The sequence below is a fragment of the Aliidiomarina indica genome, assembly GCF_015354615.1.
GTDB classification, from domain to species: Bacteria; Pseudomonadota; Gammaproteobacteria; order Enterobacterales; family Alteromonadaceae; genus Aliidiomarina; species Aliidiomarina indica.
Window position 1 is genome coordinate 47,746 of the sequence record NZ_JACAVQ010000009.1, and the last position, 26,997, is coordinate 74,742.

At 50.0% G+C, this 26,997-nt stretch carries 18 protein-coding genes; 8 read left to right on the forward strand and 10 right to left on the reverse strand.

Features of this window, described 5'->3' with window-relative positions; genetic code table 11:
• Positions 1-61 precede the first annotated feature (61 nt).
• Positions 62-1,252, forward strand: coding sequence for a BaiN/RdsA family NAD(P)/FAD-dependent oxidoreductase (locus HXZ99_RS11370; RefSeq protein ID WP_194757410.1), 1,191 nt, complete (start codon positions 62-64; stop codon positions 1,250-1,252).
• Between the two features lie 7 nt (positions 1,253-1,259).
• Here the strand turns inward: HXZ99_RS11370 and HXZ99_RS12395 are convergent, their stop codons facing one another.
• The 5 genes from HXZ99_RS12395 to HXZ99_RS11395 form a co-directional block, all read right to left on the reverse strand.
• Positions 1,260-3,998, reverse strand: coding sequence for a putative bifunctional diguanylate cyclase/phosphodiesterase (locus HXZ99_RS12395; protein WP_194757411.1), 2,739 nt, complete (start codon positions 3,996-3,998; stop codon positions 1,260-1,262).
• Between the two features lie 196 nt (positions 3,999-4,194).
• Positions 4,195-5,112 (reverse strand): hypothetical protein, encoded by a 918-nt coding sequence (locus tag HXZ99_RS11380; RefSeq protein ID WP_194757412.1) that lies wholly within the window; start codon positions 5,110-5,112, stop codon positions 4,195-4,197.
• Between the two features lie 675 nt (positions 5,113-5,787).
• Positions 5,788-6,990, reverse strand: coding sequence for an E22 family MetX-like putative esterase (locus HXZ99_RS11385; protein ID WP_194757413.1), 1,203 nt, complete (start codon positions 6,988-6,990; stop codon positions 5,788-5,790).
• 65 nt (positions 6,991-7,055) lie between these two features.
• Positions 7,056-8,687, reverse strand: coding sequence for a long-chain fatty acid--CoA ligase (locus HXZ99_RS11390; RefSeq protein ID WP_194757414.1), 1,632 nt, complete (start codon positions 8,685-8,687; stop codon positions 7,056-7,058).
• Between the two features lie 12 nt (positions 8,688-8,699).
• Complete coding sequence (locus HXZ99_RS11395) at positions 8,700-9,995, reverse strand: GntP family permease (protein ID WP_194757415.1); 1,296 nt, start codon at positions 9,993-9,995, stop codon at positions 8,700-8,702.
• 197 nt (positions 9,996-10,192) lie between these two features.
• Between HXZ99_RS11395 and HXZ99_RS11400 the strand changes: the two genes are divergently transcribed.
• Both HXZ99_RS11400 and HXZ99_RS11405 read left to right on the forward strand, forming a co-directional pair.
• Positions 10,193-12,514 (forward strand): TonB-dependent receptor, encoded by a 2,322-nt coding sequence (locus HXZ99_RS11400; RefSeq protein WP_194757416.1) that lies wholly within the window; start codon positions 10,193-10,195, stop codon positions 12,512-12,514.
• A gap of 121 nt (positions 12,515-12,635) precedes the next feature.
• Positions 12,636-13,319 carry a response regulator transcription factor gene (locus tag HXZ99_RS11405; protein ID WP_228517963.1) on the forward strand — a complete coding sequence of 228 codons (684 nt, stop codon included), beginning with the start codon at positions 12,636-12,638 and terminating at the stop codon, positions 13,317-13,319.
• Here HXZ99_RS11405 and HXZ99_RS11410 read toward each other — a convergent pair.
• A complete protein-coding gene (locus tag HXZ99_RS11410; protein ID WP_194757417.1) occupies positions 13,308-16,718 on the reverse strand; it encodes a hybrid sensor histidine kinase/response regulator in 3,411 nt (1,136 codons plus the stop codon). The two genes, HXZ99_RS11405 and HXZ99_RS11410, sit on opposite strands and share 12 nt — an antisense overlap.
• Before the next feature lie 131 nt (positions 16,719-16,849).
• Here HXZ99_RS11410 and HXZ99_RS11415 point away from each other — a divergent pair, with 131 nt between their 5' ends.
• A complete protein-coding gene (locus tag HXZ99_RS11415) occupies positions 16,850-17,518 on the forward strand; it encodes a class I SAM-dependent methyltransferase (protein ID WP_194757418.1) in 669 nt (222 codons plus the stop codon).
• Here the strand turns inward: HXZ99_RS11415 and HXZ99_RS11420 are convergent.
• Positions 17,515-18,897, reverse strand: a complete 1,383-nt coding sequence (locus HXZ99_RS11420; protein ID WP_194757419.1) for a serine hydrolase domain-containing protein — start codon at positions 18,895-18,897, stop codon at positions 17,515-17,517. The two genes, HXZ99_RS11415 and HXZ99_RS11420, sit on opposite strands and share 4 nt — an antisense overlap.
• A 148-nt stretch (positions 18,898-19,045) precedes the next feature.
• Here HXZ99_RS11420 and HXZ99_RS11425 point away from each other — a divergent pair, with 148 nt between their 5' ends.
• The 3 genes from HXZ99_RS11425 to HXZ99_RS11435 all read left to right on the forward strand — a co-directional run bounded on the left by HXZ99_RS11425 (position 19,046) and on the right by HXZ99_RS11435 (position 23,503).
• Positions 19,046-19,483, forward strand: coding sequence for an MAPEG family protein (locus HXZ99_RS11425; RefSeq protein ID WP_194757420.1), 438 nt, complete (start codon positions 19,046-19,048; stop codon positions 19,481-19,483).
• Positions 19,484-19,575: 92 nt separating this feature from the next.
• Entirely contained in the window at positions 19,576-20,181 is a 606-nt protein-coding gene (locus HXZ99_RS11430; protein WP_194757421.1) for a DUF502 domain-containing protein, read from the forward strand.
• A gap of 70 nt (positions 20,182-20,251) precedes the next feature.
• On the forward strand, positions 20,252-23,503 hold the full coding sequence (locus HXZ99_RS11435; RefSeq protein ID WP_194757422.1) for a S41 family peptidase: 3,252 nt from the start codon (positions 20,252-20,254) through the stop codon (positions 23,501-23,503).
• 53 nt (positions 23,504-23,556) lie between these two features.
• Here HXZ99_RS11435 and HXZ99_RS11440 read toward each other — a convergent pair whose 3' ends face one another.
• Entirely contained in the window at positions 23,557-24,570 is a 1,014-nt protein-coding gene (locus HXZ99_RS11440) for an ArsA family ATPase (RefSeq protein ID WP_194757423.1), read from the reverse strand.
• 66 nt (positions 24,571-24,636) lie between these two features.
• Between HXZ99_RS11440 and HXZ99_RS11445 the strand changes: the two genes are divergently transcribed.
• On the forward strand, positions 24,637-25,017 hold the full coding sequence (locus tag HXZ99_RS11445; RefSeq protein ID WP_194757424.1) for a hypothetical protein: 381 nt from the start codon (positions 24,637-24,639) through the stop codon (positions 25,015-25,017).
• Here the strand turns inward: HXZ99_RS11445 and HXZ99_RS11450 are convergent.
• Both HXZ99_RS11450 and HXZ99_RS11455 read right to left on the reverse strand, forming a co-directional pair.
• Positions 25,014-25,289, reverse strand: coding sequence for a cory-CC-star protein (locus HXZ99_RS11450; protein WP_194757425.1), 276 nt, complete (start codon positions 25,287-25,289; stop codon positions 25,014-25,016). The genes HXZ99_RS11445 and HXZ99_RS11450 overlap by 4 nt on opposite strands.
• On the reverse strand, positions 25,273-26,967 hold the full coding sequence (locus tag HXZ99_RS11455) for a carbon starvation CstA family protein (RefSeq protein ID WP_194757426.1): 1,695 nt from the start codon (positions 26,965-26,967) through the stop codon (positions 25,273-25,275). Before HXZ99_RS11455 ends, HXZ99_RS11450 begins: the two co-directional genes overlap by 17 nt.
• Between the last annotated feature and the right edge of the window lie 30 nt (positions 26,968-26,997).

A 26,997-nucleotide genomic window follows, 5' to 3' on the forward strand; every position in this document is an offset into this window, starting at 1 on the left:
GGCTTTTTGTGGCCGTGAGCCGTGTTATACTGCGCGCCTTTAGCGAATGAGATTGGATGAAATGAGCACTTCTGAGACACCCTATGATGTCATCATCATTGGCGCGGGAGCCGCCGGTTTAATGAGCGGCATCAGCGCAGGGCAGCGTGGAAAACGCGTGCTTATTCTTGATCATGCGAAGCAAGCCGGTAAGAAGATTCTTATCTCCGGCGGTGGTCGCTGCAATTTCACCAATATGTTCGCTAGCCCAGACCATTTCTTGTCGCAAAATCCGCATTTTTGTAAATCTGCCCTTAGTCGATACACCCAATGGGATTTTCTAAGCATGGTCGATAAACATCAAATACCATGGCATGAAAAAACCCTTGGTCAGCTCTTTTGTGATGATTCCGCTAAAGATATCGTCAATATGCTCATGCAAGAGTGCAAAGATGTCGGTACCAAAGTGCAACTGCGCACGGACGTTCTGAGCGTCCGCTATCAAGGCCAATATCATGTAGACACCTCACAGGGCACTTATGTAACCGATAACCTCGTGGTAGCCTGCGGCGGCCTGTCTATGCCCAAATTAGGGGCATCTCCCCTCGGTTATGAGCTTGCCAAGCAGTTTGGCCACAGCATTGTTCCTGTGCGTGCCGGTTTAGTGCCTTTTACCCTCCACGATCATGATAAAGCCGCATTTGCCGATTTAACTGGCATTGCTACCGACGTGATTGCCGCGGCCAATCAGACTCAATTTAAAGAAGCCATGCTATTTACGCATCGCGGTTTAAGTGGCCCAGCCATGCTGCAAATATCGAGCTATTGGCAGGCGGGCGATGCTATCGCGATCGATCTTTTGCCCGGAGATTCCGTGGGTGAGCGTCTGCGTGATCTGCGCCGAGAGCAGCCTAAGTTATCCTTACCCAATGCGCTCAGTCGCTATTTACCAAAACGCTTAGTGCAAGCGTTGATGGCGCGTCAGCAATGGCCGCAGAGCAATTTGGCCGACTTATCCAATCAAGCCATCGACAGCATAGACCGCGATATTCACACCTGGGTGATGAAACCTAATGGTACTGAAGGTTATCGAACCGCTGAAGTGACACTTGGGGGCGTGAACGTGAACGAAGTAAGTTCAAAGACCATGGAAAGCCTCAAACAACCGGGATTATACTTTATCGGCGAAGTGCTCGACGTCACCGGCTGGTTAGGCGGCTACAATTTCCAGTGGGCGTGGAGCTCCGGTTGGGTTGCTGGGCAGTCGGTATAAACCGATATTACACCTGCACCTCGTGATCTAACAGTTGCAGTAAATCGGCAAATGGCATGGGCCGGTAATAGAAGAAGCCCTGAATTGAATCACAGTCCTTCTCGCGGCAAAACGCCACTTGTGCTTCTGTTTCTATACCCTCCACGATCACTTGCTTGTTTAAGCGATGGGCCAGGTCAATCACCGCACTGGCTACTTGGTAGGCCGGAGAATTGGGTTGTAAATCGGTAATAAAGGTACGGTCGATTTTAATAACATCAAGCGGCAGCTTATAAAGCAAGCTCAAACTTGAGTAGCCGGTACCAAAATCGTCAATCGAAATATTCATACCCCGTTTTTGCAAGGCTCGTAATTTTTCCGGAATCTGATGTTGGTCATCGGCAAACACACTTTCCGTTACTTCTACATGAATTCGACGACCATCAATTCCTGCTTGGTCTAGCAAGTGATCGAGGCGTTTTACAATATCGCCCCGTTGAAACAAGCTCGCCGAAAAGTTAATCGACACAAACCAGTTCACTTTATTTTGTAGCGTTTTAAGGTGGGCAAACACCTTTTTCATCACTAGGTCGCTAATTTCATAGATTTGCCCCGTTTGCTCCGCCACCGGAATAAATTCACCGGGGGAGATCATACTGCCATCTGCCTGCGGCCAGCGTGCAAGTGCTTCAACACCGACAATATCGGCCGTCTCCGTCGCAACTATCGGTTGATAATAGATTTCAAATTCGTCATTTAAAATGGCTTCTTGAATGCGCGCGCGCAACTCTACCTCGCGGTTGTATGCCTCTGTCATAATAGGTGCGAAGAATAAATAAGTATCCCCACCCATGCGCTTGGCCCCGGTCATCGCAACGTCTGCGTTTTGAATCATGGTTTCAGCGGAGCCTTTCATGCTCTCTGCACCTGCAATCCCAATACTGGCGGTAAGGTGCACACTCACACCGTCTAAGAGAAAGGGCTGACGAATTTCTGAGAGGATCCGGGTGGTAAGCGCTTTGAGTTCTTCCGAGCGGTAATCCTGACTGACCAAAATAAACTCATCACCGCTAAAGCGAGAGACAATGGCAGTATCGCGGGTCACGCGCATAATGCGGCGCCCTACATCGGCCAAGAGTTGGTTACCCAAGGCAATGCCAAAAGTGTCATTGATGGGTTTAAACCCATCCAAATCAATAAACATGACATGTACGCGAGCATCTGTTCGCATTAACAGTTCGCTTAACCGCCGCTCTAACACGTCGCGACGAACCAATCCGGTTACACCATCATAAGTGGCCAGTACATCGAGCTTATCGCGCTCTTCTTTTAGCTGTTTATTGGCATCGGCAACAACGACCAATAGCAACGCAAACATGCTTGATAAAATAAACACGAATTGATTAATACGGGCATTTTTCCAAATCACTTCGGTGCTTCCAAGCGTGACATAAAATGTGCGTTCATATTCCTCTAAAATGAGGGTCACGCGTGAATACATCAGTGGATATTTGCGTTCAAATGCCTCTTTCGTTAAGTACTGGAAGCCTACCGGCATCGCTGAAATGATGAGCTCACTGTTTAACTCGACATACACGGTAAAGAAATCTAAGAACCGATTTGCTGGTGTATCCACAATGCTCCGTACATCCAACGTCATCACCACTTGCTTGGTCGGCTCCTGTACCACTTGCTGCGCCTCATTTAAGCGTTCCACATGCATAGGCAAGGTTAAATACATTAAGGGCATGCCAAGGGCCGTAGTTTCTCTGGAAATGAGAATATTCTCACCACCCATCGCTTGCATCAGCCATTCCTTTGGCGGATCGCGTAAGTCTGCAGAGGTGGTCCAGTAGTGGTTGTGCTCATGGGGCGACAAGGCTTCAAACTCGAGGGTGCCATCGGTGTTATACAGAGCGACACTCACTATCAGGGGATGATCTTGCAAAAACGCCATGCTATCCGTCAGCATCGCGCCATTTTGGTTAAATAGATGACTCCAGTGCAGCGCGAGTCGGCCTAAGGCGCTGTGATGTTCGCCTAACCGCCGCTCAACATTTGAAATGGTTTGCTCGAGCAGGGTTTCTGCACGGTCATCGATATCGCGCACATTCATCGCGGATAACGAAAACCAAATAAAAATCCCTAAGGTAGACACGAGTACAGCTGGCAGAACAATTGACCAATCTAAAGCAAACCGCGAAAAGCGGTATTTGAGTTGTGAGTGCAACATAACTGCCGTTAGCGCAAGTAGGAACGCGACGGCAATAAAGCTCATGGGTAAAGGTAAATCAAGGTTGGTGGTATTTGGTATCCATGCGTAAATCAATAGCCCAACGGCCAGCAGCAACGATAGATACAGGGTAAATCGCCACACCAATCGACCAAGCGATGAACCCGGCGGGAAAAGAAATGCCAGTCCTAAGAAAAGAAAGTGTATGTTAATGCCATACAGTAACACAAAGCTTAATGACCAGTTTAAATCGAGGCCGGAGAGAAAGATTCGGTTCCACGCTTGCAGGAGCGCTAACAAGATACATACACAGCCCGGAATTATCTGCCATAACCGTTTGCCTTGCGCCACGGATATAAAACCCAAGGACACGATTAACGCGCCAACAGCCGTACGTGGCGAGATAATTTCGAGCAACGCGTGCGGGGCAGCTAGCCACGCGAACAACAAGCCTAATACACCCATAGCGGCACCGGTTAAGGCGGCTACGTAGTAGACTGCACTCGCTGATGAACGGGTATTGTATGCGGTCACCCGACTCTCCCAATAGTTTTATATGCGTGCTAGCAAGCACTCTACTCATATAATTTCACATCGTTACTACATTTGTATAGAAAAGTGTGATTTTGCACAACAGAAAAGCAAAGAAAAAGTAACATTGACCGTTAAAAACACGCAATCAGACACAAAAAAAGCGCCCCGAGGGGCGCTTTCTGATAATTACGGCGTGTTAGAACTTACACGATGCGACGTGAGCCGTCACATTCACGGTGCCGCCGTTGGTTTCGCCATAGTAATGAACTTCATCTTGGGCCAATAAAGTGACCGCGTCGTTGAAGTTATAGTTACCACGGCCATTCACTTCCGTGGTAAATCCACCCACGTGAAGATGAGTGTCACTAAATCCAAAGCCCGCGTCTGCTGTAAAGGTTGCGCCAAAGAATCCATTGTTACCATAGTTCCAACTAAAGGTACCAACCGGATCGTTGGTTTTGTATTGCATGCCAGCATTCGCATAGATAGTTGCTGAACCTGAATCACCTGGGGCAACATTAGTAATTGTCCAGCCCCAACCGTTTTCACCCACACTACCGAAGGTTACATTACCAAACGCATAACCCGTTCCATAGCTTACACAGGTTTGCGCAAGTGGCGGCGGGTTGCTAGGACATTGTGCTTGATAAGTAAACCACATCGCCCAGTTACCGCGGGCGACCATGCGGGTACCGTTAGCCCAAGCAGTTTCGGTGCCCGAAGCGCCGGCAACTACTGCGTGAGCAGCAATCGCAAGGCTGTCGCTACAACCGAGACCGAAATCGGCAAGGTTAAATGTGTAACTAGCCACGCTCCCATTGACTTGACCGCCAAATGGGAAATGACCAATTTGTGGATTGCCGGCACGATTAGTAGGAATACCACTGGCGTCAGCACCTACATATAGGTGGGTTTGCAGTAAACTCCAAGCGCCATTTGTTGCAAAAGTAACTGTCACCGTATCCGCATCATTGCTCACACACACGGTGCCGGCATTGTGGTGCTGGCCCGCTAACAGCGTTTGACAGGTTTCGTTAGCCACGGCCGTAAACTGCATACTGTAGATAACGATAAGAGCGAATAGGGTTGCGATTGTTTTAATACCGTATTTCATATCTTGTTTCCTTCACGAGCCCTTGCTCGTACATGGAAAGCAGCGTGGTTTTGATACCCCACAGAACCACATCCTACCGGCTCACCATGACTACTCTAACCGGTGTCTGGAGAATAGGATTTAATTTAGAAAAGAGTAATATATAACAATTGTCATATAATCACTAAGATCATGATTTATATGGTTTTGTCTGAAATATGATGAATGTTATAAGATAGTACGCATAGCTTCACCGTAGCGCTTCTTCGTGCTGGAACCGGGCTATTTGAATGAAAGCAGGTGGGTATAGCAAACGGGTATGAGTAAAAACTGACCTCTTCCTTGAGGTCATCGACATCCGTGTTAGCGTTGTTGAAAGCGATTACCCAGTCCATTTGGGTTTATAAGGCATCGCAGGTAAGAAATGAAGCACACATCCTTGTGCGCAAGTTCAAACCCAAGTTCTGCCGCTATTATAATTATTTGCTTGAGTAGGCCGATCCATTGCCTGCGCTCTCTCCATTAGCCTCAAGTTACCTAGGGCTTGCGTTCATTCACGCGGTTTGCACAATCAAGTGAGTGCAGTAATAAAAAAGCCCCTAGGTGCTAAAGAAATTAGCATGGGGCTTTTTAGTGGTATACCTTCATTTTGTTACAAATTATTAACAGAATGAAGCCTTCAAATACTATGTTCTTCTAATTATTAAGAAAATCTCTAATAACATCGGCCTTCTGGTGAATCTCAAAAACTCCGTCAAGATGCCCCCAAGGGCCTTCTAACTCAACATAAGTGCTCTCTTTACCTAACTCGAGCAAGGTATTGTGCGTATGTTTTGCCAAATAGGGCTGCAGCAATAAATCGCGCGTTGCCGGAATAAACAATGAACGCGCTTGCACTGGCGCTAATCCCGACGCTAAGTCGGTTTGGTAACCGGCCATAAATAGCTGGTTTGCGCGCACTAAATACAAGATATGGTTCGCATCCGCGTAAGTTGCGCGTGCTTTGGCGGCTGCCTGCAGGCCATCTACTACCTTAAAGTTCTGCCGAATATCCTGCAATGGCCCAGCTTCCCGCGGTGAGCTGTCCGCGTACAGCTGATTAAATATCAATGGGTGCATGGCCGTTAGGGTAATCATACCTAAGGTTTGCTGGGTACCCGCCAGAGGCGGTTCTCCGTCGTAATAGTTGCCATCATTCCAATTTGGATCTTGAATAATGGGATTGGCCCACTGTTGCAATGTGGCTATGGTCCAAGGATCAGCCGCACCCATACCAATCACTGAAATCATGCGCTCTACCCGATCCGGATAGGCGGCGGCCCAATCTAACGCCTGCAACGAGCCCATTGATGCGCCAATCACCGCATGCAGCTTCTCAATGCCCAAGGAGTCGAGTACTTCTTTCTGGACATTCACAAAATCACGAATCGTCACCACGGGGAAATCGAGACCGTAAGGCTTACTCGTTTCCGGATTCGTCGTTGCCGGACCCGTGGTGATGACATTCGGGTTATTCGGCTCTTGATTCACCAACGTATCGACACTGATCACATAATATATGTTGGTGTCGATCGCTTTGCCGGGACCAATAATGGCATCCCAGTACCCCGGCTGTGCATCATCTTCAGAATAACGGCCGGCTGCATGGCTGTTACCTGAGAAAAAATGAGTCACTAACACAACGTTATCTTTGTTTTCATTGAGCTCGCCATAGGCTTCCCAGCCCACCCGAACCTCAGGAATCATCTCACCGCCAAAGGTTGTAAAGTTATGAGTGACAAACTCATGTTTTTCGACCAAAGGCAACGCCTGCACCTGCGCAGGCGAGCAAGCAGTAATCAGCATGCTCAGCGCGAGTGCGGTAATGGCCGGTTTGATCAATGACTGAAATCTATTCATGATAAGTAACCTATAAAGTGAATTATATTCATGTTCGTTGCTAGAGCGCATGAGTCGACATCGTGTTACTGCTGTAGGTAATGAAACCAGTGGTCGCGAAGTTCATTTTTTCGCACTTTTCCAGTGCCTGTTTTTGGAAGCTCATCAACAAAAACAACGGCATCTGGTGTCCACCATTTGGCGATTTTTCCTTTGAGATGAGCATAAATAGCATCCGCATCCGCTTGCGCACCTCGGTTCAAGACCACCAACAACAGCGGGCGCTCATCCCATTTCTCGTGCTTGACCCCAATCACAGCACACTCATTGACCGCTGCGTGAGCGCTCACAATATTTTCAATTTCTAGCGAGCTAATCCACTCGCCACCGCTCTTAATCACGTCTTTCTTACGATCCACCACACGCATATGGCCATCTCGGTCAATCACCGCAATATCACCGGTTGCTAGCCATCCCTGGGGGAAGCTTGCCAGATCGTCATTTTTAAAATAGCGCGAGCAAATCCACGGGCCGCGCACACGTAATTCGCCACTGTGTTCACCATCGTGGGGCAGCGGCTCGTCGTTACTATCAAAAATTTCCATTTGCACGCCAAAGGCGGCTTTGCCGGCGGTGGTTTGCAACTCATAACGCTGCTCTTTGGGCAGCGCCATCAGTGCCGGAGTGGGTGGCAATGATGTTGCCAGAGGGCCGGTTTCTGTCATCCCCCAAATCGGTTGCCAGTATACCTGATAGCGTTCTGCATAGGTTTTTACCATACCTAAAGGTGACGCTGCGCCGCCCACACACACCCGCTCTAAAGGCACCTCGGTAATCTCTTGTTCACTGAGGAAATTATGCAAGGTAAGCCAAATCGTGGGTACACCTAAACCTACATTGACGTTTTCATCCCGAATCAGCTGCCACATGCTTGCCCCATCCATACCGGCGCCAGGAAGCACGAGTTTCGATCCCGCTAACGGCGCTGCGTACGGTGCCCCCCATGCGCTCGCGTGATACATGGCAACCATAGGTAACAAAACGCTGTCGGTATCGAGCGCAAGTAAGTGCTTACTTACGGTGGCTTGCGCATGCAGCACCATCGCTCGATGAGAGTACAGCACCCCTTTCGGGTTACCCGTAGTGCCGGAGGTGTAGCAGATTGAACTTGCTTGGTTTTCATCAAAACGTGGCCAAGAATAGCTTTCTGATTGATCCTTTAGCAGGGTTTCGTAGCATTTTACATTGGCCAAGGTTGTGTTTGGCATGTGCGCTTCGTCGGTCAAAATGATATATCCGCGCACCCGTGGTAACTGCTCTTGAATCTGTTCTAGCAAAGGCACAAAACTAAGATCGACAAACACATATTTGTCGTCCGCATGCGCAATCACATATTGGATTTGTTCACTGAATAATCGCGGGTTCACCGTATGCAGAATCGCGCCGACGCCCGACACTGCATAGTACAATTCCATGTGGCGGTACGTATTCCAAGCCAAGGATGCGACGCAGTCTCCCGACGTCACTCCTAATCCATCAAGCGCATGGGCAAGTTGGCAACTGCGTTTCCAGCAATCCTGATATCCGTAACGATGAATATCGCCTTCTTCACGGCGGCTAACAATTTCCTGATCAGGAAACTGCTGACGCGCATAATCAAGCAAATCAATGATAAGCAGCGGAGTATCCATCATGTTGCCGGTCACAACCCCTTGCATCTGAAACTCCTCTTAGAACAAGTTAAATAAGGTAATCGCTAATGCCAAGCCAATTACTGGCACAACCACAGTGACCGCACCTACAGCCCAGTACGCGTCTTTATGGCTTTCATTACAAATCGCACGAATCGTGGTTACGACATACCCGTTGTGCGGCAACGAATCGAGCGCACCCGATGAAATAGACACGACGCGATGCAATTCTTCCGGACTGACCCCCTGATCAAGATAGTGCGGCCCCACTTCGGGCAGCGCGATGGCCTGTCCACCCGATGCCGACCCAGTTAAACCGGCGATGACGCTGACGGCGATAGCGGCACCTATCAACTCATTCCCTGGGATGGATGTCATTGCTAGCACAGCAGCTTCAAAGGCTGGTGTAACCCGGGCAACTGAGCCAAAACCGACCACTGCAGCCGTGTTACCAATGGCGATGAGTGCTCCTGTGGTTGCTGCGCCCAAAGCGCTTTGCATATCGTGAAAGTACTTCCAATTGATCACCATAATGGCGAGTACACCACCGAGAAGCGCAATTATTAAGGCCATTTGTGCGTATTTGGTATGGAATATAAACGACAGAGTCAGCACCACAGCGAGTGGAATTAATCCCGTAATAGGGTGCGGGCGCCGCCGATCCATTAATACCGGATCACCCTTGCGCTCAACGAAGTGTTCGCCCCGATCCACGGCTTTCTTGATGATCTTCATCAACCACCAGTAACCAAAAATCGCCATAAATATCGCCACCACCAAACTTACTTCCCAAGCAGCGTAAGGTGATGTGCCCAAGTAGGCGATAGGAATCCAGTTTTGAATTTCCGGCGAACCGGCAGAGGTCATGGTGAAAGTCACAGAACCAAATGCCAGCGCGGCCGGGATAAAGCGGCGTGGCAGGTTGGCGTCTTTAAATAAACTCAATGCCATCGGATAGACGGAGAATGCTACGACAAATACGCTGACGCCACCGTATGTAAGAATCGCGCAGGCTAGAACAACGGCGAGCACCGCTTTGCTTTTTCCGAGTTTATTAATAATCCACTCAGCGACACTATCGGCAGCTCCAGTATCTTCCATAAACTTGCCGAAGATGGAGCCCAGCAGGAACATAAAAAACCATGCGGCAACAAAACCCGAAAAACCACTCATGTAGTTTTCAACGAAATTCACGTCGCCTAAAAATACCGGGATACCGCTACAAAGCGCGACAATGAGGGCGCATACTGGAGCACTGATAAATAAGTTCCAACCGCGCAGTGTTAGCACGATAAGTAGCACCAACCCCCCAACTAATCCAATCATGCTCAGCATGCGTCACCTCTTTTTGTTGTTATCATTCGTGCGCTCACGATGAATTTCTCGACTGCTCTTATTGTTCACTAAGTTTTAATTTCGATGCACTGTACTATGGTACAGGTCACAAATTACCCAAGTTACGCTAATGTTGCATCGGGAAACAAAAAAATAACGTTTGCTTTAAAGCGAATAAACCCTCGGGGGAAGCACACATGAGTACAACCAATGCAACACCATGGCGTTTTCGCCATAGCCTTTGCGCGGCAGCAGTAAGTGCCGCTCTGCTCGGTTTAAGTAGTATGCCAACATTGGCACAAGAAGCCGAAGAAGCGGAAACTGCAGAGGTAACCGAAGAAACACGGCGTCTTGAGCGCATTCAAGTCACTGCGCGAAGAACTGTTGAAAACCTACAAGAAGTGCCGGTAGCGGTAACTTCCTTAAGTGAAGCTGAGTTAGTAGAGCGCGGTATTGATACCATTCTCGAAATTAGTCAGTTCTCGCCAAATACAACGCTGCAACAGAGCCGAGCTACCAACTCGACTATTACTGCGTTTATTCGTGGTGTGGGCCAAGAAGATCCGTTATGGGGTTATGAGCCAGGTGTTGGTATCTACATTGATGATGTCTATGTTGCCCGCCCACAGGGTGCGGTTTTGGATATCCTTAACGTAGAACGTATTGAGGTACTCCGCGGCCCACAAGGCACGCTATACGGCAAGAATACCATTGGTGGTGCGGTTAAATATGTCACCAAGAGCATGAGCGGTGATAGAGAGTTTGATATCAGCGCCACGCGTGGAAGCTACAACCAGTTCGACGTTAAAGCGACGGGCCAGCTTCCGTTGGTGAAAGACCATTTATACTTTGGTTTTGGTTATGCCAACATGCAGCGCAATGGGTATGGGCAGTTTTTAATTAGTGACTTGCCCAATCAAGACATGAATAACTACAACAAAGACGTTGTGGCCTATCGTGCAACCTTGGAATGGCGTCCAAACGATGACGTTTTCTTCCGCTTGAGCTACGACAACACCGATGATAAGTCGAATTCAAAAGGTGGTTATCGTTTGTTGCCAAGTATCCTGACAAACGCGCCTGTTCCTAACAGTGTGTACGATTCTTACACCAGTTTGCCAACATGGAATCGTGTTGAAACTGACGGCTGGAGCTTGTTAGCAGAGTGGGAATACAGCGACACCACAACCTTCCGTTCAATTACCGCACAACGTGAGAACTACTCACCGGTAAATATCGACTTTGATAACACGCCTTTGCGTATCTTTGATGTACCGGCCATTTATGAAGATGAATGGTTCACCCAAGAGTTCCAAATGAACTACCGTACTGACAACCTCAGTCTGGTATCAGGGCTGTATTATTACGATGCCGAAAGCTGCGGTATGTTTGATGCGATCTTAGAAGAGTTTGGTAAATCTTTAGGACTTCCGGGGTTAACCCGTGAAGTATCTGGATGCAGTAATAGCACGAGTTCTGCCATTTACTCGCAAGGTACCTACTATATCGACGACAAATGGTCAGTGACTGCGGGCTTACGTTATACCCGTGACGAAAAAGAAGCCCTGGTTCGTAACGGCCTCATTTTCGACACCGTATACCCTGAAAGCGGTTGGATTCCTGGCTATGTGCGTGGCCCAAATGTGGGTACGCCGGTTGTGTTAGACGACAAAGCGCGTTGGACCAAGCTAACGCCGAAACTTGGTGTGGAATATCGCCACAGTCCTGACACCATGTTCTATGCGAGCTTCGGCCAAGGCTTTAAATCGGGTACCTTTAACCCGCGTGCTGAAGTTGCAGAACCTGCAGCGGATCCGGAAGATGTATACAGCTATGAAATTGGTGTAAAAACTGATCTCACCGATACCTTCCGCTTGAACGCGACTGCATTCTATTTGGATCATAAGAACCGTCAGTACATCTCGGTATTCCCAGATCCGAACGATGCGACTGCACTGAACCAACGCTTGGGTAACGTCGGTCGCTCTGATGCCACGGGCTTGGAATTAGAGTTCGTTTGGTTGGCTATGGATGATCTGCGTATCTACGGTAATGTTGGCTTAATCGATGCAAACTTTAAGAACGTATTCAGTTTTGACCCGAATGAAGGTCAGATCGACATTACGGACCAGTTCTCGATTACCAATACACCGAGCACAACAGCAAACTTAGGCTTCACCTACGACTTTGATGTCGACAATGGCTCACTGCGCTTTGTCGGTAACTACGCCTATCGCGGCAGTTACGATGTTGTAGAGCTCAATAACCTGTTAACCCAGAGTGCCTACGGCATCTTGAATCTGGGCGTGAACTGGTACAGCCCGAATGGCAGTTGGACTGTTGGCTTGCATGGTAAGAACTTAACCAGTGAAGAATATCTGGTGGGTAACTACTCATTCGTAGCCCCAGATCCAAACAATCCGGGCCAGTTCTTACCAGGCTTGGGTGGTGATACCACGCTGATTGGCTACTATGGTGCTCCGCGCACTGTATCGCTGACAGTGGGTTATCGTTTCTAGAAAGACCTTGTTTTCTCTGGATAAACTATTGCCACCGTCACGAAAGTGCCGGTGGCTTTTTTCTCCGTAGAGGAAACTTGCAAGGGTGCACCACATCAGGTACAACTCGAGGACCACGCACATGTTAAAGACTGGGAATATGGCCCGCGCAATAATTGCAGATGACCATCCGTTGTTCCGAAGTGCCTTGCGCCAAGCGCTATCTAACACGCTTGGAAGTGATGTTCTTGAAGCTGAAAACTTTCCTGATTTGCTCACTTTATTGCAGCAAGAACGCCAAATTGAGCTACTATTTCTCGACCTCAACATGCCTGGAAATCGCGGTTTAACGGGGCTAACAACTATTCGTAATCAATTCCCAGATATTCTGGTATTGATTGTCTCTGCCAACGAAGATATTGATGTAATTCAGCGGGCAATCGATTACGGGGCCAGCGCCTATATTCCCAAATCGGCACCTTTGCCCACATTGATGTTGGCTGTGGATGCCGTACTAGACGGTGACAGTTGGCTGCCCGAACATTTGCTCGATACAGTGACCGACACCTCGCAATCACATTATCGAGAGTTCGCCCATCGGCTGGAACAGCTCACACCGCAACAGTTTAAAGTGCTTGCGGGTATTGCCGATGGCAAACTAAACAAGCAAATTGCGTACGAGTTGGAGGTGCAGGAAACCACCATAAAACAGCATGTGTCTGCAATTTTACGCAAACTTGGTGTGATTAATCGAACCCAAGCTGGGGTGATTTTCCACGACATGCTGAAAGTCGACGATCCATCACAAACTGACTCACATTCGTAGCAGGCGTTTGATGGTTCGCCGCAGCGCCGCCTGCTTTAACGGCTTCGGCAAGAAAGCAGCCTTACTTTCCACTACCTGTTCGCGAATGCTCTCATCGGGATCGGCAGTAGACAGAATAGCTGGAATATCAGCGTTCCAGTGCGCCCGTAGGGTTTGAATGCCGTCAGTGCCAATTTCCTGATCATCTAAATGATAATCGACCACAAGCAAATCTGGTTGATGTGCACACGTCAGGGCATCCTCAACCCGATGGCAGGAATCGACGCTCGCGCCCCAATCACGAAACAGTGATGTTAATGCACCGCGCAAAGGCTCGTCATTATCGACTAACAACACATGAATTCCCGACAGCCAACCGCTGAGAGCTTCATTTTGTGCGCTCACCGGACGGCGCGGCTGTTCGTTCCATGCATAAACCGGTAGCCGAATCGAAAACACCGTACCCTTGCCCACGGTTGAACGCAGGGTAATGGGGATATCAAGCAATCGGCACATGCGGTCAACAATGGCCAGGCCTAAGCCCAATCCTGGCTGATCCGTATTGCGCTCAAGTTGATGAAACTCCTCAAAAATGTCCGTTTGTTTATCTTCCGGAATCCCTTTACCAGTGTCCCACACTTGGAGTTCTAGATGGTGCATGCCTCGCCGCCGCACGCCGCACAGTACGCGCCCGGAATGGGTATAACGAATGGCATTGGAGAGCAGATTCTGGATGACCCGACTCAGTAGTCGTTTATCCGTATACACGGTGACCGCAGGTGTGCGGATGGTTAACCTTAAATCTTTTTCCCGCGCTAGGAATTGAAACGACTCCGCTAACGGCTGCAACACTTCTGTTAAAGGAATCGGTCTCAGTTCTGGCTTGAGATTGCCTGATTCCAGCTTGGTCATTTCCAAAAGCATGGTGAGAAGCTCTTCGGCACTTTGTAGCGATTGCTGAAGCTGCCGAGCGAGTTGCTCATCTTCCACTTGATTGGCGCGCTGCAGCCGTTGATGCAACATCTCACAGAATAACGACGCGGCATTAAATGGCTGCATCAAATCATGGCCGGCCGCCGCAAAGAACTTGGATTTACTCAAGTGCGCTTGTTCTGCGGCTTGCTTTGCTTGCTCCATTTGTCGATTTGCATCGGTGAGGGCCAATGTGCGATCGCGTACCCTGAGTTCCAGCTCTTGGTTAATAAGGTGTAATTCTTCTTGTGCGCGAACCAACTCGGTAATATCGGTGTACGTGGTTACAAAGCCGCCCTCCGGCATAGGGCTACCTTGCAACTCAATAATGTGACCATCATGCTGACGGCGCTGGTAGCGATAGCTGCTGCCCGCTTTCAAATAACGTAATCGCTTTTGAATCTCTTCTTGAATGTCGGCATCCGGCTGCCCAAATAAACCCCGCTCGGCGTTATAGCGAAGCAGTTCAACCACGGGCATTCCGGCACGAATAAATCCATCGGGATAATTAAAGATCTCCAAGTAGCGCGAATTCCAAGCAACCAGGCGTAAATCTTCATCGATAACGCTAATACCTTGCGGAATGTTCTCAACCGATGCTTGCAACAATTCGCGATTGAATCGATACAGCCGCGAAGCCTCAGACGCCCAATCTGCCATAGTGTCCACAGTGACATGCTCTTGCGCCGCGAGTCCGCGTAAAATCAAGCGACTTGCCGCACTGCCAACGGCACCGGCAAGTTCCCGTTCGATCCGTTGCAGTAAGCCAGGTGGAACTAAACCATCGGCCGGGGCTGCTGCCAACGTCAGCCCCAATCGGCGATCGAGCTGATGGGTATCCTTTTCATCAATAAATCGCGCCAATAGACTTCGTAGCCGTCCCCAGGTCACTTGTTGTGTCCCCGCTGCGTCCACTTGCTCGCGCTCCGGAAATACGTAGCGTTGACCGTGCATATACTCTGTACCGCGAGCAGGTTTAAGCCAGGAAACCAGCAAATACAAGATAATATTCACCGACAGGCTCACCACGACGCCGTGGCTAATCGCTAAATCGGTTAATTGGTTGGACGCATTTAACGACGGCAGGAGCAGTAGGTAAAGCCAGATAAGAGTTCCCGCAACAATCCCAGATACCGCAGCGAGTCGGCTTGGACGCTGCCATAGCAAGCCACCGAGCATGGCAGGCCCTAGCTGCGCCAACAATGCCATGGCAATGAGGCCATTACTCACCAGCGTTACCCCCGCTTGGGTCGCTTCATGGTAGAGGTACGCCAGTACAATAATAAAAACCATAACCAGGCGACGGATATTAAGAACCAAGCGGGGTGTAAGTTGCATGCCGGTTTGTCGTGCTTGTTTTAGGCGTAACCATAGGGGCGTAATAACGTCGTTCGACATCATTATACTCAAGGCTAGGGTGGCCACGATGACCATGCTAGTCGCCGCCGAAAGCCCACCGATAAAGGCGATCAAGCTGATATCTGGGCGCTCACTAAATACCGGCAGGGCCAACAGAAACATATCGGTTTGCGCATAGTCAGGCACCAAAATTCCGCCTGCCAGAGCAATGGGCAAAATAAACAGATTAATGGCGAATAAATATAAAGGGAAAGCCCAGCGCGCTGTGCGCAGTTCATCCGGGTGGGTGTTTTCGATGAAATTTACCTGAAACTGCCGTGGTAATAGGAACATCGCCAATGCCCCCAACACCATGTGCGTCAGATAAATATAGATACCTTCTGGCGGCGACCGCAGCATCTCTTGGGTCACTGGGTTAACCGCCGCCTGCATAATTAAATCGTTGAAGCCATCGAATAGCTGATACACGCAGAACACGCCGACAATCATAAACGCGACTAGCTTCACAACCGACTCAAAAGCCACCACATCCATTAATCCTGGATGCTTTTCCGATAAACTTAAGCGCCGGGCACCAAATAGAATAGCAAAGCCAATCATGGCCAGCGCGACACCCGCCGCAACATCAGTAAACCAAGGGATACGGGCACTATCTAAACCGGTTACTGCAGAGAAACTGGCGGTAATTGCCCGCAACTGCAGTGAAATATAGGGAACCAGAGCCACTAGCGCAATAAGTGCAACGCCGGCGGAAAGCCCATGAGATTTGCCATAACGCGAGCCGATTAAGTCAGCAATCGAGGTAAGGTTTTGCTGTTTGACCACCATCAATAACTTCATCATCAATTGATGGGCAAATAGGAAAACTAAAATGCCGCCAGCATAAGTGGGTGCAAACCACCACCCATAGTGGGCCGCTTGCGTAACCGTTCCGTAAAACGCCCAGGTAGTGCAGTGCACTCCCAACGCCAACGAATACCGCCATGGCCGTGGGCCCGTTTGTTTTTTACGTTCCCCGCGCGAGGCGATTGAAAACAAGAGCGCTAGGTAAAGAAATGCTGTCAGAATGACCAGACTGACCGGAAGCATGCACGCGAGCCTTTTTATTTGTTATTGTTGCGAACATTAAAGCAAAGTTTATGAAATTTACCTTACCATAAGCCGCGGTCAAATCGTTTAGTTTTTATCCGTAACCGCAGCCCACATTTTGGAGCTCAAAGGTGCAGCCGCGATACCCTTGCCCTGTATGCCAATCACCGCAAACCACCTTGTGGCATACGGAAACCCGAAAGCCGTTAATCGGTCGCGAGTTTCATCGTTGTTTCGTATGCCAAGCTGTCTTCGTGCCCGAGCCATTTCATCTTGATTCCTTGGCTGAGCAAACCATTTATCAGCAGCACGAGAATAATCCCAATGATCCCGGCTATCGGAAGTTTCTCGGTCGAACGCTTAACGCTGTTGTTCCTCACTTACCCGCACAGGCAAGCGGTCTAGACTTTGGCAGTGGCCCGGGGCCGACACTCCATCTGATGTTTCAAGAACACGGGTTTCCCTGCACTACCTACGATGTGTATTTTGATCCTGTTCCTGAACGGTTAGCAGCAACCTACGACTTTATTACCGCCACGGAAGTGTTTGAGCATCTCGCGCATCCGCATGCGGTACTCACACAGCTATTTCACTGCTTAGCGCCTTCCGGGGTGTTGGCAATCATGACCCAAAAGCCCACTACGAAAGAGGCGTTTTCCCGCTGGCAATATTGTTTAGATCCAACACACATCACTTTTTATCGGGACGCCACATTCGATTGGATGAGTCGACATTTAAAGGCCCCGATAGTGCATCGGGGCCGTGATGTGGTGGTGTTTCAAAAATCGGCCGTTGATTAATCTTCCAGCGGCAGACGTTCACCTTTGAGCTCTTGTCCGCCTTGGAATAAGGTCATGGCGTCGACCACGCCTTCACTATTTCGGCTAAACACAAAGCGTGCACCAAACTGTCGGTTTTCAAACGTATCCGCTTCCACATACTGCACCGCCGCTGCCGGTTGATTCGTTCCCTGAATCATTAGTTCGCCTTGCTCACTAAATACCCGCACGGCAAAGCCAGCAAATAAAGGGTAAGATCCGTAGTAATCCGACAAGTCTACCTGATCTGGGCGCTCTACCAAACGATAGGGTTCTCCCGGACCGATTTCCGGCTCCAATAAATGCAATGCCAACGCCTGAATATCGCCGGTTTGGTATAAGGCACCATTGGCCATGACCACCGCGCCTCGGCGGCTCTCTGGATCAAATGTCACCATAGTGGTGAAACCTCCGGTGCCGCCACCATGGCTAATATATGTGGTATCACCCACGGGCACCTGCATCCAGCCCCAACCTAGTGGTCGACCGGCAGGTGTTTCCAAGGTGTTCTGACTTAATTTCAAAGCGGCGTATACGTCTTCCGGGGCTTCCCCTAAATGCCCTTTCACATACGCTTCCATATCACGCAGGCTGGCACGTACGCCGCCGACCCCTTCCATGTTCGTCGGAAAGTTCCAGTTACTCACGGGTGTTGCATCGGCGTTTAAAGGAGGCATCGTTGCCCCGCTAAACGAAGCCGACGTCATTTCTAGCGGCTCATACAGCCAAGTTTGAAACAGCGCTTCAAGAGATGTGTCGTTTCGATTCGCTACTAACATGGAAAGCAGCATGTAGGCGAAATTAGAATAACCAAATTGCTCCCCTGGAGGTGCGCCCAATTGAGCTTCAGCAACCGCCTGCCATAATTGCTCAGGCGTATAATCCGCATAAGGGTCGGTCACGTCGTCAGGTGTCAGGTTGGCAGGAAGTCGCGGCAAGCCAGAGGTATGTGTTAACAAATGGCGCACCCGCATCGGTTGATCTAATACCGGCATACTTACATCGTTTGGTAACAATTCCGACACCGGCGTATCAATATCGATTAAGTCGTTGCGTACCATGTGCGCTAACACGGCACCCAACATGGTTTTGCTCACCGAGCCAATTTCAAAACGACTATCAGCATCAGGCAGCGCGTCGTCTTGATTCGCACAAACAAAGCTCCGTTCGGAAACCAATGCGCCACTGCTATCGGGTTGAATTCGTGCCGCCGCGATGCAGGCCCCCGACATATCGCCACTAATTCTGGCACTCACGGCATCGTCTATGGTATTTGCTGAGGTGGGCAAAACCACCAAGGCAGCGACGCCCACAACGAATAGTTGCCGACCTAAGAAAAACTTTTCAGCGAAGAACTTCATCCTTTGACCCTCTGTACGCTAAAGTAAGCGATAGTGTGATTGGTTCTCTATAAACCGTTGAACCACCCAATGTATTCCCAAAGAATGCCTGTCACCAGTCACCGAACGCAAGTTTATAAATTAAAACGCCATCAAAAGGGGACAAACCATGCAAGGCCATAGCTTTTTAATTCAGGATTACCATACGTCGCTCGTATGGTTAGGCATATTACTTGCCACCATTATGTTGCAGTGGTTTATTGCCAGCATGGCAAAAGCACGGCAGCCTGGATCTATCCCTGGGCTACCACCACGTGACGCAGCGCACCGTAGTTTTACATTTCGTGCTTGGCGTACTCACCAAAATACCTTAGAAAACACCGGCACCATGGTGGGCGGTGCTATATTTGCCATCATGGCGGGCGCGAACCCGGTATGGCTGCAGGCACTCATGGCAATTATGGTGGTAGCGCGTATCGCTCACATGCTGCTGTATTATGGCATCGCTACGGAGAAAAACCCGAGCCCGCGTAGCTACTTTTTTATGTTTAGTTGGTTTGCCAATATTGGCGTCATTATTCTGGGCTTTGTCGCGCTGTTTAGCTAGCCACAGCGTTCAATATAGGCCTGTATAGCCGTTTATCCAAACCAAAATCATGGTAGGCTGTCTCCATCCTTTGTTTATGGAGACAGCAAGCCATGAAACTCATTATTCAGAGCCTTATTAGAGGGCTCGGTATTATCCTACCCCTGATTATTACGTTTGAGATTGTTCGCTGGTTATTGTCTACCATTGAGGGTTCTCTGGCGCCTATTTTGCAAGTTGCCCTAAAGAATGACTGGTATTACCCAGGTATGGCACTCATTAGCTTCCTGTTGCTCTGTGTATTGGTGGGATTTACAGCGCGGTGGCGCAGCTTCTCGTGGTTGTGGGATATACCCGGCAGAATCCTTTTAAGAATTCCAGGTGCCCGTCAGATTTACGGCCTTTTGCAAGATCTCATGGAGCTCATGTCGGGTAAGAACTTCGAAGAAGAAAGCGTTGTAATCGTTAAACTCCCACAATCGGACGTTGAATTGATTGGAATCGTGACTAAGAAAGGCGGTATAAAAGACGATCAGATGTCGTCGCTCATGGACGAAGAGCAATTGGCTGTGTTTTTGCCTATGGCGTATAACGTTGGCGGATACACCATCATTGTTCCCAAATCGTGCACGCGCAACATTGATATGAAGCCTGCAGAAGCCCTGCAGCTGGTTTTAAGTGGTGGTTTAGGAAAATCGAAGGCCCCGAAAGCGGGCTAAAAACAGGAATACCCATAAACCGCACCTGTATGTTTGGCACCCTGACGCTCAATGACTACGGAAACATAATATGACCTATTTTAACCGCCGCTCAATCACGGCCTTCGGCGCCCTGATTGCAGTGTTCTCTTGTGCCAGTGTAGGCGCTTCCCAAGGCTATTACCGTGCCCCAGCCATCCACCAAGACACCGTGATTTTCACGGCCGAAGGGGACCTCTGGAAAACTGATTTGCAAACGCAAAATACCCGACGGTTAACCAGCCACGCTACAGAGGAATTGGGCGCCCGCATTTCACCGGACGGTCAATATGTAGGTTACGTTGCAAATTATGACGGTGAGCCGGAAATCTATGTGATGCCCCTTCGGGGCGGCGTGCCAAAGCGCGTGAGCTTTGAGAATAGTCGCGTACGCATGCAAGGCTGGAGTGCCGATGGTCGTGTAATTTACAGCACCGACAATGTGGTGGGGCCTGCCAATCAATGGGTTTTGCGGCAGGTGCATCCAGATACATTAGCGACACACACGATTCCTCTGACAGACGCCATTGAAGGGGTCGTCAGTGACGATGGTCATCATTTGTACTTTACACGCTTTGGTTTACAGGCCACCGGTGACAATGCACGGGTTTATCGGGGCGGTGCCAAAGGTCAAATTTGGCGCTATACGCTGGGTTCAGAGCAAGAAGCGACGTTGTTAACAGACAGCCACGAAGGCTCCGTAAAACGCCCCATGTTCTGGCAAGGTCGGGTGTACTTTATCAGCGATGCCGACGGCACACCGAATCTGTGGTCGATGAGTGGCACCGGCGCAGATTTCCGTCAGCACACCCAGTATAACGACTGGCAAGTGTGGGACGCCAACCTTCACCAAGGTCGCATTGTCTATCAGCGTGGCGCCGACCTGCATGTCTATAACATCGCTAACGGCGCATCAACTACGCTCGACATCGAAATTGTCAGTGACTTTACTCAACGTCAGGAGCGTTGGCTGGAAAACCCATTGGATTACTTAACTGACGTCCAATTCGGTGGTGATGATCAAGTCGTGCTGACGGCGCGCAGCCAAATTGCGGTAGCCACCACCAGCCCACGTCGCGTGGTGCAAGTGCAAACGCCTGAAGCATCGCGTAGCCGTTTTGGCTTAATTAGTCACGACGGAGAATGGGTGTATGCGGTCAATGATCACAGCGGTGAGAATGAGATTTGGCGTTTCCCTGCCGATGGCAGCGCCGGCGGTGAACAGCTTACCGACGATGGCAATACCCTACGTTGGGGGTTAAGTTTATCTCCAAACGGACGCTATTTAGCCCATCATGATAATCACGGCGATCTTTATCTACTCGACCTCGAAACTGGAGACAATCGCAAAGCACTTTCCGGGCAAGCGCCTGGCAGTGGCTACCCAGATATCCATTGGGCTGCCGATTCCAGTCTCCTCAGTGTGACCATGCAATCGCGCAACGAGCCGCAACGCCAGCAAGTTGTCGTTTACAGCCTCAACGACAATGCCCATACGGTGGTTACTTCGGATAAATATGAGTCGTATTCACCAGCCTTTAGCCCAGACGGCCATTGGCTCTATTTCCTTTCCGATCGGGAGTTTAGCCCGACGCCAGGTTCACCTTGGGGTGACCGTAATATGGGCCCCATGTTTAACGAGCGTACCCAAATTTATGCGGTATCTCTCAAACCCGACGCATGTTTCCCTTTTGCGCCTGATGTAGAAGTCGCCATCTGCGACGAGGACAAAGCAAAAGAGCAACCGATCGATTTGAGTGGTTTAGCGAGCCGTCTTTGGCAGGTTCCGGTGTCGGCAGATAACTACTTTAATCTAGCGATGAACAACGAACGCCTGTACGTGCAAACCCGCGCGCCTGGCCAGGGCAACATGCCGGTATTGCATAGCATCGCTCTTCGTAATACCGATGTGAAAACCGAAACCTTTGCCGCGAATGTATTGCGCTACGCGCTCTCACATGACGGCAAGCGTCTGTTTTATCAACAACCTGGCGCTCACAATATGTTCGTTGTCGCCGCCAATGCAAGTGCCCCCAGTGATACCAGTAATGCACGCATTGCCACCCGCGACTGGCAATTGGCCTTTGCCCCGCAACAAGAGTGGCAGCAAATGTTTCGCGATGCCTGGCTCATGCATCGAGAGCAATTCTTTGACGCCAATATGCGTGGTATCGACTGGAGTGCTATGCGTGCCCGTTATGAACCATTGCTAGAACGACTCACGGATCGGCACGAGCTGGACGATGTGTTTTCACAACTCCTTAGTGAACTTAATGCGCTGCATTCACAAGTGCGCGGAGGCGATTACGTAGCCCCAAGTGAACGAGCCAGTGCCGCAACCTTAGGCGCCCAATTAGAAACCGTGGCGGAAGGTGTGCGTATTGTGACCATTTATCAAGTCGATCCAGAGTTGCCTCATCACGCGGCTCCGCTAGCAGCTCCTGGCGTGAACGCTCAGCAAGGGGACGTCATCACGCATATTAATGGTCGTGTTGTAGCGCATCCCGGCGATGTCGCACACATGTTGCGCGGCACCTCTGGTAAACAAGTGTTACTCACACTACGACGTGATGGTGAGACACTAAACACAGTCGTTACACCAGTAAACGGTGGCCGTGATCATCGCTTACGCTATGAAACTTGGGTGCAGCAAAATCGCGCCAAAGTAGATGAAGCAAGCGACGGTCGTTATGGCTACCTCCATTTGTATGCAATGGGCGCCAACGATGTGAGCAGCTTCGCTCGCGAGTTTTACGCCAACTTCCAAAAAGACGGACTCATTATTGATGTGCGCCGCAATCGTGGCGGCAACATTGATAGCTGGATTATTGAAAAATTACTGCGCCGCGCTTGGATGTTCTGGCAGCCCCGAGGTGACAGTGATGCCTTTACCAATATGCAGCAAACCTTTACCGGGCAATTAGTGGTTCTGGCCGATCAGCTCACCTACTCCGATGGTGAAACCTTTACCGCAGGCGTTCGCGCCCTTGAGTTAGGTCCTGTTGTCGGAAAACAAACTGCCGGGGCGGGCGTGTGGCTCACCGGACGCAATCAATTGGCTGACCGCGGCATTGCTCGCGTTGCCGAACTGCCTGTCTTTGCCATGGATGGGCGCTGGATTGTGGAGGGGAGCGGTGTGAAGCCAGATATCGAAGTGGATAATCTGCCTTTCGCCACCTTCCAAGGAAGCGATGCCCAGCTTGAGCGAGCGATCTCTTTATTGCATGAACTGCTTGAGGAGTCACCGCGGCCAACGTTGGAAGCACAGCCTATGTCAGCGCCGCGCGGCGACGACATTCGTTAAGCACGTGTCGGCAAAGGCGTTGTTCTATCCTGGGATAGTTCAACGCCTTTGTTTTACAACACCCGCTCTAATTGCTCAATTCCCTGAATATCGGTTGCCTGCAACGGCACGCGATACAAAGGATAAGCGGCAAATAGCTGCTCAATTTCTGCGAGTCGTTGCGCTTCTTGGCGACGCCGCTCGGCAAGAAACTCACCATCTGCAGTTTCCGGCAGAACTCGATTCACAAATAAACCGGCCACTGGAAGCTTTTCCTCGCGCAACGTTGTAACCGCCCTTGTGGTTTCAAGGATAGGTAGCTTCTCAGGCACCAAGACGTACACCAATGCGGTTTGCTCGGCATCTTTTAACAGCCTTCGCGTGCGCTGAAACAGCCGCTGCCGGTTGATCAAGGTTTCTGCGATACCTCGGCTACGATCGCTAAAACCGGCGCTTGAGAGAGTGTCCGGCGCGCCCAATGGATTATCCACATCTTTGCCTGCTTTCGGACTTAAGTGCGCCAATACACCACTTAACTCAGACGATTTCTTTTCATGGTTTAGCATCCCTTGCGTCCAGGCCGCCATCACTTCTGGCAAACTCAGTAAGCGTAATGTGTGGCCAGTAGGGGCGGTATCAAAGATGACGACATCATAGTGCGCTAGGCCATGCTCGATCTCACGGCAAATGCGTTCAAGCAGCGCCGCTTCTTGCGCCCCTGGAGAATGGGTTGATAACCGCAGTTGCCGCTCCGCTTCCCTATGCATATCAGGATGCAAAAACTGTTTCATTTGCCCAATAATACGTGCCAAGTGCGCCTGTTGCTCCGCTTCAGGATCAATTTCTAGCGCATCTAAGTACTCGCCTATTTTTTGGATCTTGCTCCCAATCTGGCAATCAAATATGTCCCCTAAGTTGTGTGCCGGATCCGTGGATACCAGTAACGTCTTCTTTCCCAGCGATGCCGACCGCAACGCTAACGCTGAGGAGATGGTGGTTTTGCCCACGCCACCTTTACCACCGACTAAAAGCAAACGTCGGGAAAGTAGCGTGGCCTGCGCGGTGATCGAAAAATCAGTCCAAGTCATATCATTACTCTCAGGGCATCGATGTGATTCATCTGCCATACTGCAGAAGTCGGCAAGGAGAAAACCATGCGCAAGACCCTCATCATCAGCGGTATCCTGCTCGTACTTTGCGGGGGAGTGATCTATCTCAACCATTTCCCCTCGGCGTTTGCATTCAGTTTGAACATGGTGCCCCTGGTGGTCGCCATATCCCTAATCATGGTGTACTCACGCGTCTCTCGTTTATGGCGCTGGGTTTGCGTTATCGGAGCTGGTTTCACCCTGCTTTTACATATGCATTTCCAACTCGCCTTACTATTTGATATTCAATCCATTCGCAGTAACGACGACATGTATAACGCAGTCGTGGTGTGGTCACCCGTTTATAGCCTCATCGTCGGTGCATTCGTCAGTGCCGCAATCTGGATCGTGCTGCGGATTAAACAAGAACGAAATGAGCGTATCTAGCAACAGCGTATGTTATCTAACGGCGAATGTTCCATCCCCATACGCTTGTGCCAATCGTGAAAACGCTCAAGCATGAGGGGTTGTAACTCCAAGGTGTAGAAACTGGCCGGGTTTGGAATCCCCATTAACTCTGAGTAGACCATAAGCATAAATAAATCGTCATGATCACGCTTTGCCCGTGCAATTGCGGCACGGTAGGGGGCGTTATACGCCTCCTCCGCAAACGCATTGGCCTTGCGCCAAAGTGCTTTAATCTTACCCAGTCGTGTCATCAGCGACGCTCTCTTTTCCTTGCTGCTTGCGCAGTCGCGTTAGCGTGGAACCGCATTCCAGTGCAATGAGAATGGCGGCAACGAGCACCACAATATCAAGCCCGAATAAGAACCAGTCTTGTTGCTGATAGAAAGTTCGCAATTGCAGAATAAGTGCGGCGACCGTCATCACCAACAAAAATAAAAGCGGGATTAAGGTAACGTACATGGGTCGACCATAACGTACTAGTAACACGGTAATCACTAACAGCGTTAAGCCCGCGAGCAACTGATTGGTGGTTCCGAACAACGGCCAAATGAGCAGACCACCCGCACCATCGGCACCACCGGCGCCAAAGGCTAGAAGTAGGCAGGCCCCCACCGCCAGCAACGTCGCCGGAAGCACCCGTTGCATCCAGTGAATATTATAAATCTGGCCCCATTCTTGGAAAATATAACGCTGTAAACGTAACCCCGTATCCATGGTGGTACCGGCAAAAAGCACTGCCATTACGGTGAGTAAGGTTTGCGCCAAACTTTCATTTAAGCCGATCCCATTACTTAAAATACTCGCGCCACCACTTACAAAAGCGTTCACGCCTCCTTGCCCAAAACTATGATACACCGCCTGCCAGTCGGCTAAGGTCGCAAAGCCTGCTGCCGCAGCTATGATAGCTGCTAGCGCAAGTGAGCCCTCACCAACTGCGCCAAAATAGCCAACAAAACGGGCATCGGTTTCTTTATCCAGTTGTTTCGCCGTGGTGCCGCCGGCCACTAAACCATGGAAGCCACTAATAGCGCCGCAGGCGATGGTCACAAACAGTAAGGGCACCATTGAGGGTGTCCCTTCGGGCAATTCTGTATTGAACGCTGGTGCCACCATGTCAGGCCCTGCCAAGAGCACCGCCGCATACAGCAATATCAATCCGATAAAAAGCTGCAAACCATTGATGTAATCCCGCGGTTGTAGCAATACCCACACCGGAAGTAACGATGCAATGGCGGCATAGCCGAACAAAATAATAATCCATTGCGCTCGATCTGACAGACCAATGAAGGTTTCTGGCAGCGCCAACGGAAATACCGGGCCGAGCCCAATCAAGCTATACAGCGCGATAACACCAATAATAGATACCGCCAATAAGCCGACAAGTTTTCGATAAATCAGCTGACCGATAATTAGGGCCACGAAAATTGCGCCCCAAACCGGTATTACAGCGCTGTTAAAGTCAACCAACAGACCGGCAATCACGACCGCAAACACCGCATTGACCATTAGCAACACGAGGAAGATAACAATCATAAATAGGCTACGGGCGCGTGCGCCCACTACATCCCCAGTGAGGGCGCCAATAGACTTGGCCTTATTGCGATTACTGGCCCAAATGGCACCCGCATCGTGTACCCCAGCAAAGAAAATGGTACCGAGAATGACCCATAAGAACGCAGGGACCCAACCCCAAATTACCGCGATAGCCGGCCCAATAATGGGCGCTGCGCCAGCGACCGAGGTAAAGTGATGGCCCCACAGCACAAATTTGTTGGTGGGGACAAAGTCGATACCATCTTCAAACTCATGGGCGGGAGTACGAAAGTGAGGGTCGAGTTTGTAAATTCGTTCAGCGATGAACTTGGAATACACCACATAACCCAGCGCCATGGCGCCAATACCTGCAAGCAAAACAAAAATTGCATTCATTCTGTGCGTCCATTTTTTTGTTAGGTTTCA

Coding starts and splice junctions, on each gene's coding strand:
- HXZ99_RS11410 (WP_194757417.1), bottom strand. CDS start 16,718: ATGCTTCCGGTCAGTCTGGTCATTCTGACAGCATTTCTTTACCTAGCG.
- HXZ99_RS11455 (WP_194757426.1), bottom strand. CDS start 26,967: ATGAATGCAATTTTTGTTTTGCTTGCAGGTATTGGCGCCATGGCGCTG.
- HXZ99_RS11430 (WP_194757421.1), top strand. CDS start 19,576: ATGAAACTCATTATTCAGAGCCTTATTAGAGGGCTCGGTATTATCCTA.
- HXZ99_RS11445 (WP_194757424.1), top strand. CDS start 24,637: ATGCGCAAGACCCTCATCATCAGCGGTATCCTGCTCGTACTTTGCGGG.
- HXZ99_RS11395 (WP_194757415.1), bottom strand. CDS start 9,995: ATGCTGAGCATGATTGGATTAGTTGGGGGGTTGGTGCTACTTATCGTG.
- HXZ99_RS11405 (WP_228517963.1), top strand. CDS start 12,636: ATGTTAAAGACTGGGAATATGGCCCGCGCAATAATTGCAGATGACCAT.
- HXZ99_RS11380 (WP_194757412.1), bottom strand. CDS start 5,112: ATGAAATACGGTATTAAAACAATCGCAACCCTATTCGCTCTTATCGTT.
- HXZ99_RS11400 (WP_194757416.1), top strand. CDS start 10,193: ATGAGTACAACCAATGCAACACCATGGCGTTTTCGCCATAGCCTTTGC.
- HXZ99_RS11390 (WP_194757414.1), bottom strand. CDS start 8,687: ATGCAAGGGGTTGTGACCGGCAACATGATGGATACTCCGCTGCTTATC.
- HXZ99_RS11425 (WP_194757420.1), top strand. CDS start 19,046: ATGCAAGGCCATAGCTTTTTAATTCAGGATTACCATACGTCGCTCGTA.
- HXZ99_RS11370 (WP_194757410.1), top strand. CDS start 62: ATGAGCACTTCTGAGACACCCTATGATGTCATCATCATTGGCGCGGGA.
- HXZ99_RS11440 (WP_194757423.1), bottom strand. CDS start 24,570: ATGACTTGGACTGATTTTTCGATCACCGCGCAGGCCACGCTACTTTCC.
- HXZ99_RS11435 (WP_194757422.1), top strand. CDS start 20,252: ATGACCTATTTTAACCGCCGCTCAATCACGGCCTTCGGCGCCCTGATT.
- HXZ99_RS11420 (WP_194757419.1), bottom strand. CDS start 18,897: ATGAAGTTCTTCGCTGAAAAGTTTTTCTTAGGTCGGCAACTATTCGTT.
- HXZ99_RS11450 (WP_194757425.1), bottom strand. CDS start 25,289: ATGACACGACTGGGTAAGATTAAAGCACTTTGGCGCAAGGCCAATGCG.
- HXZ99_RS11385 (WP_194757413.1), bottom strand. CDS start 6,990: ATGAATAGATTTCAGTCATTGATCAAACCGGCCATTACCGCACTCGCG.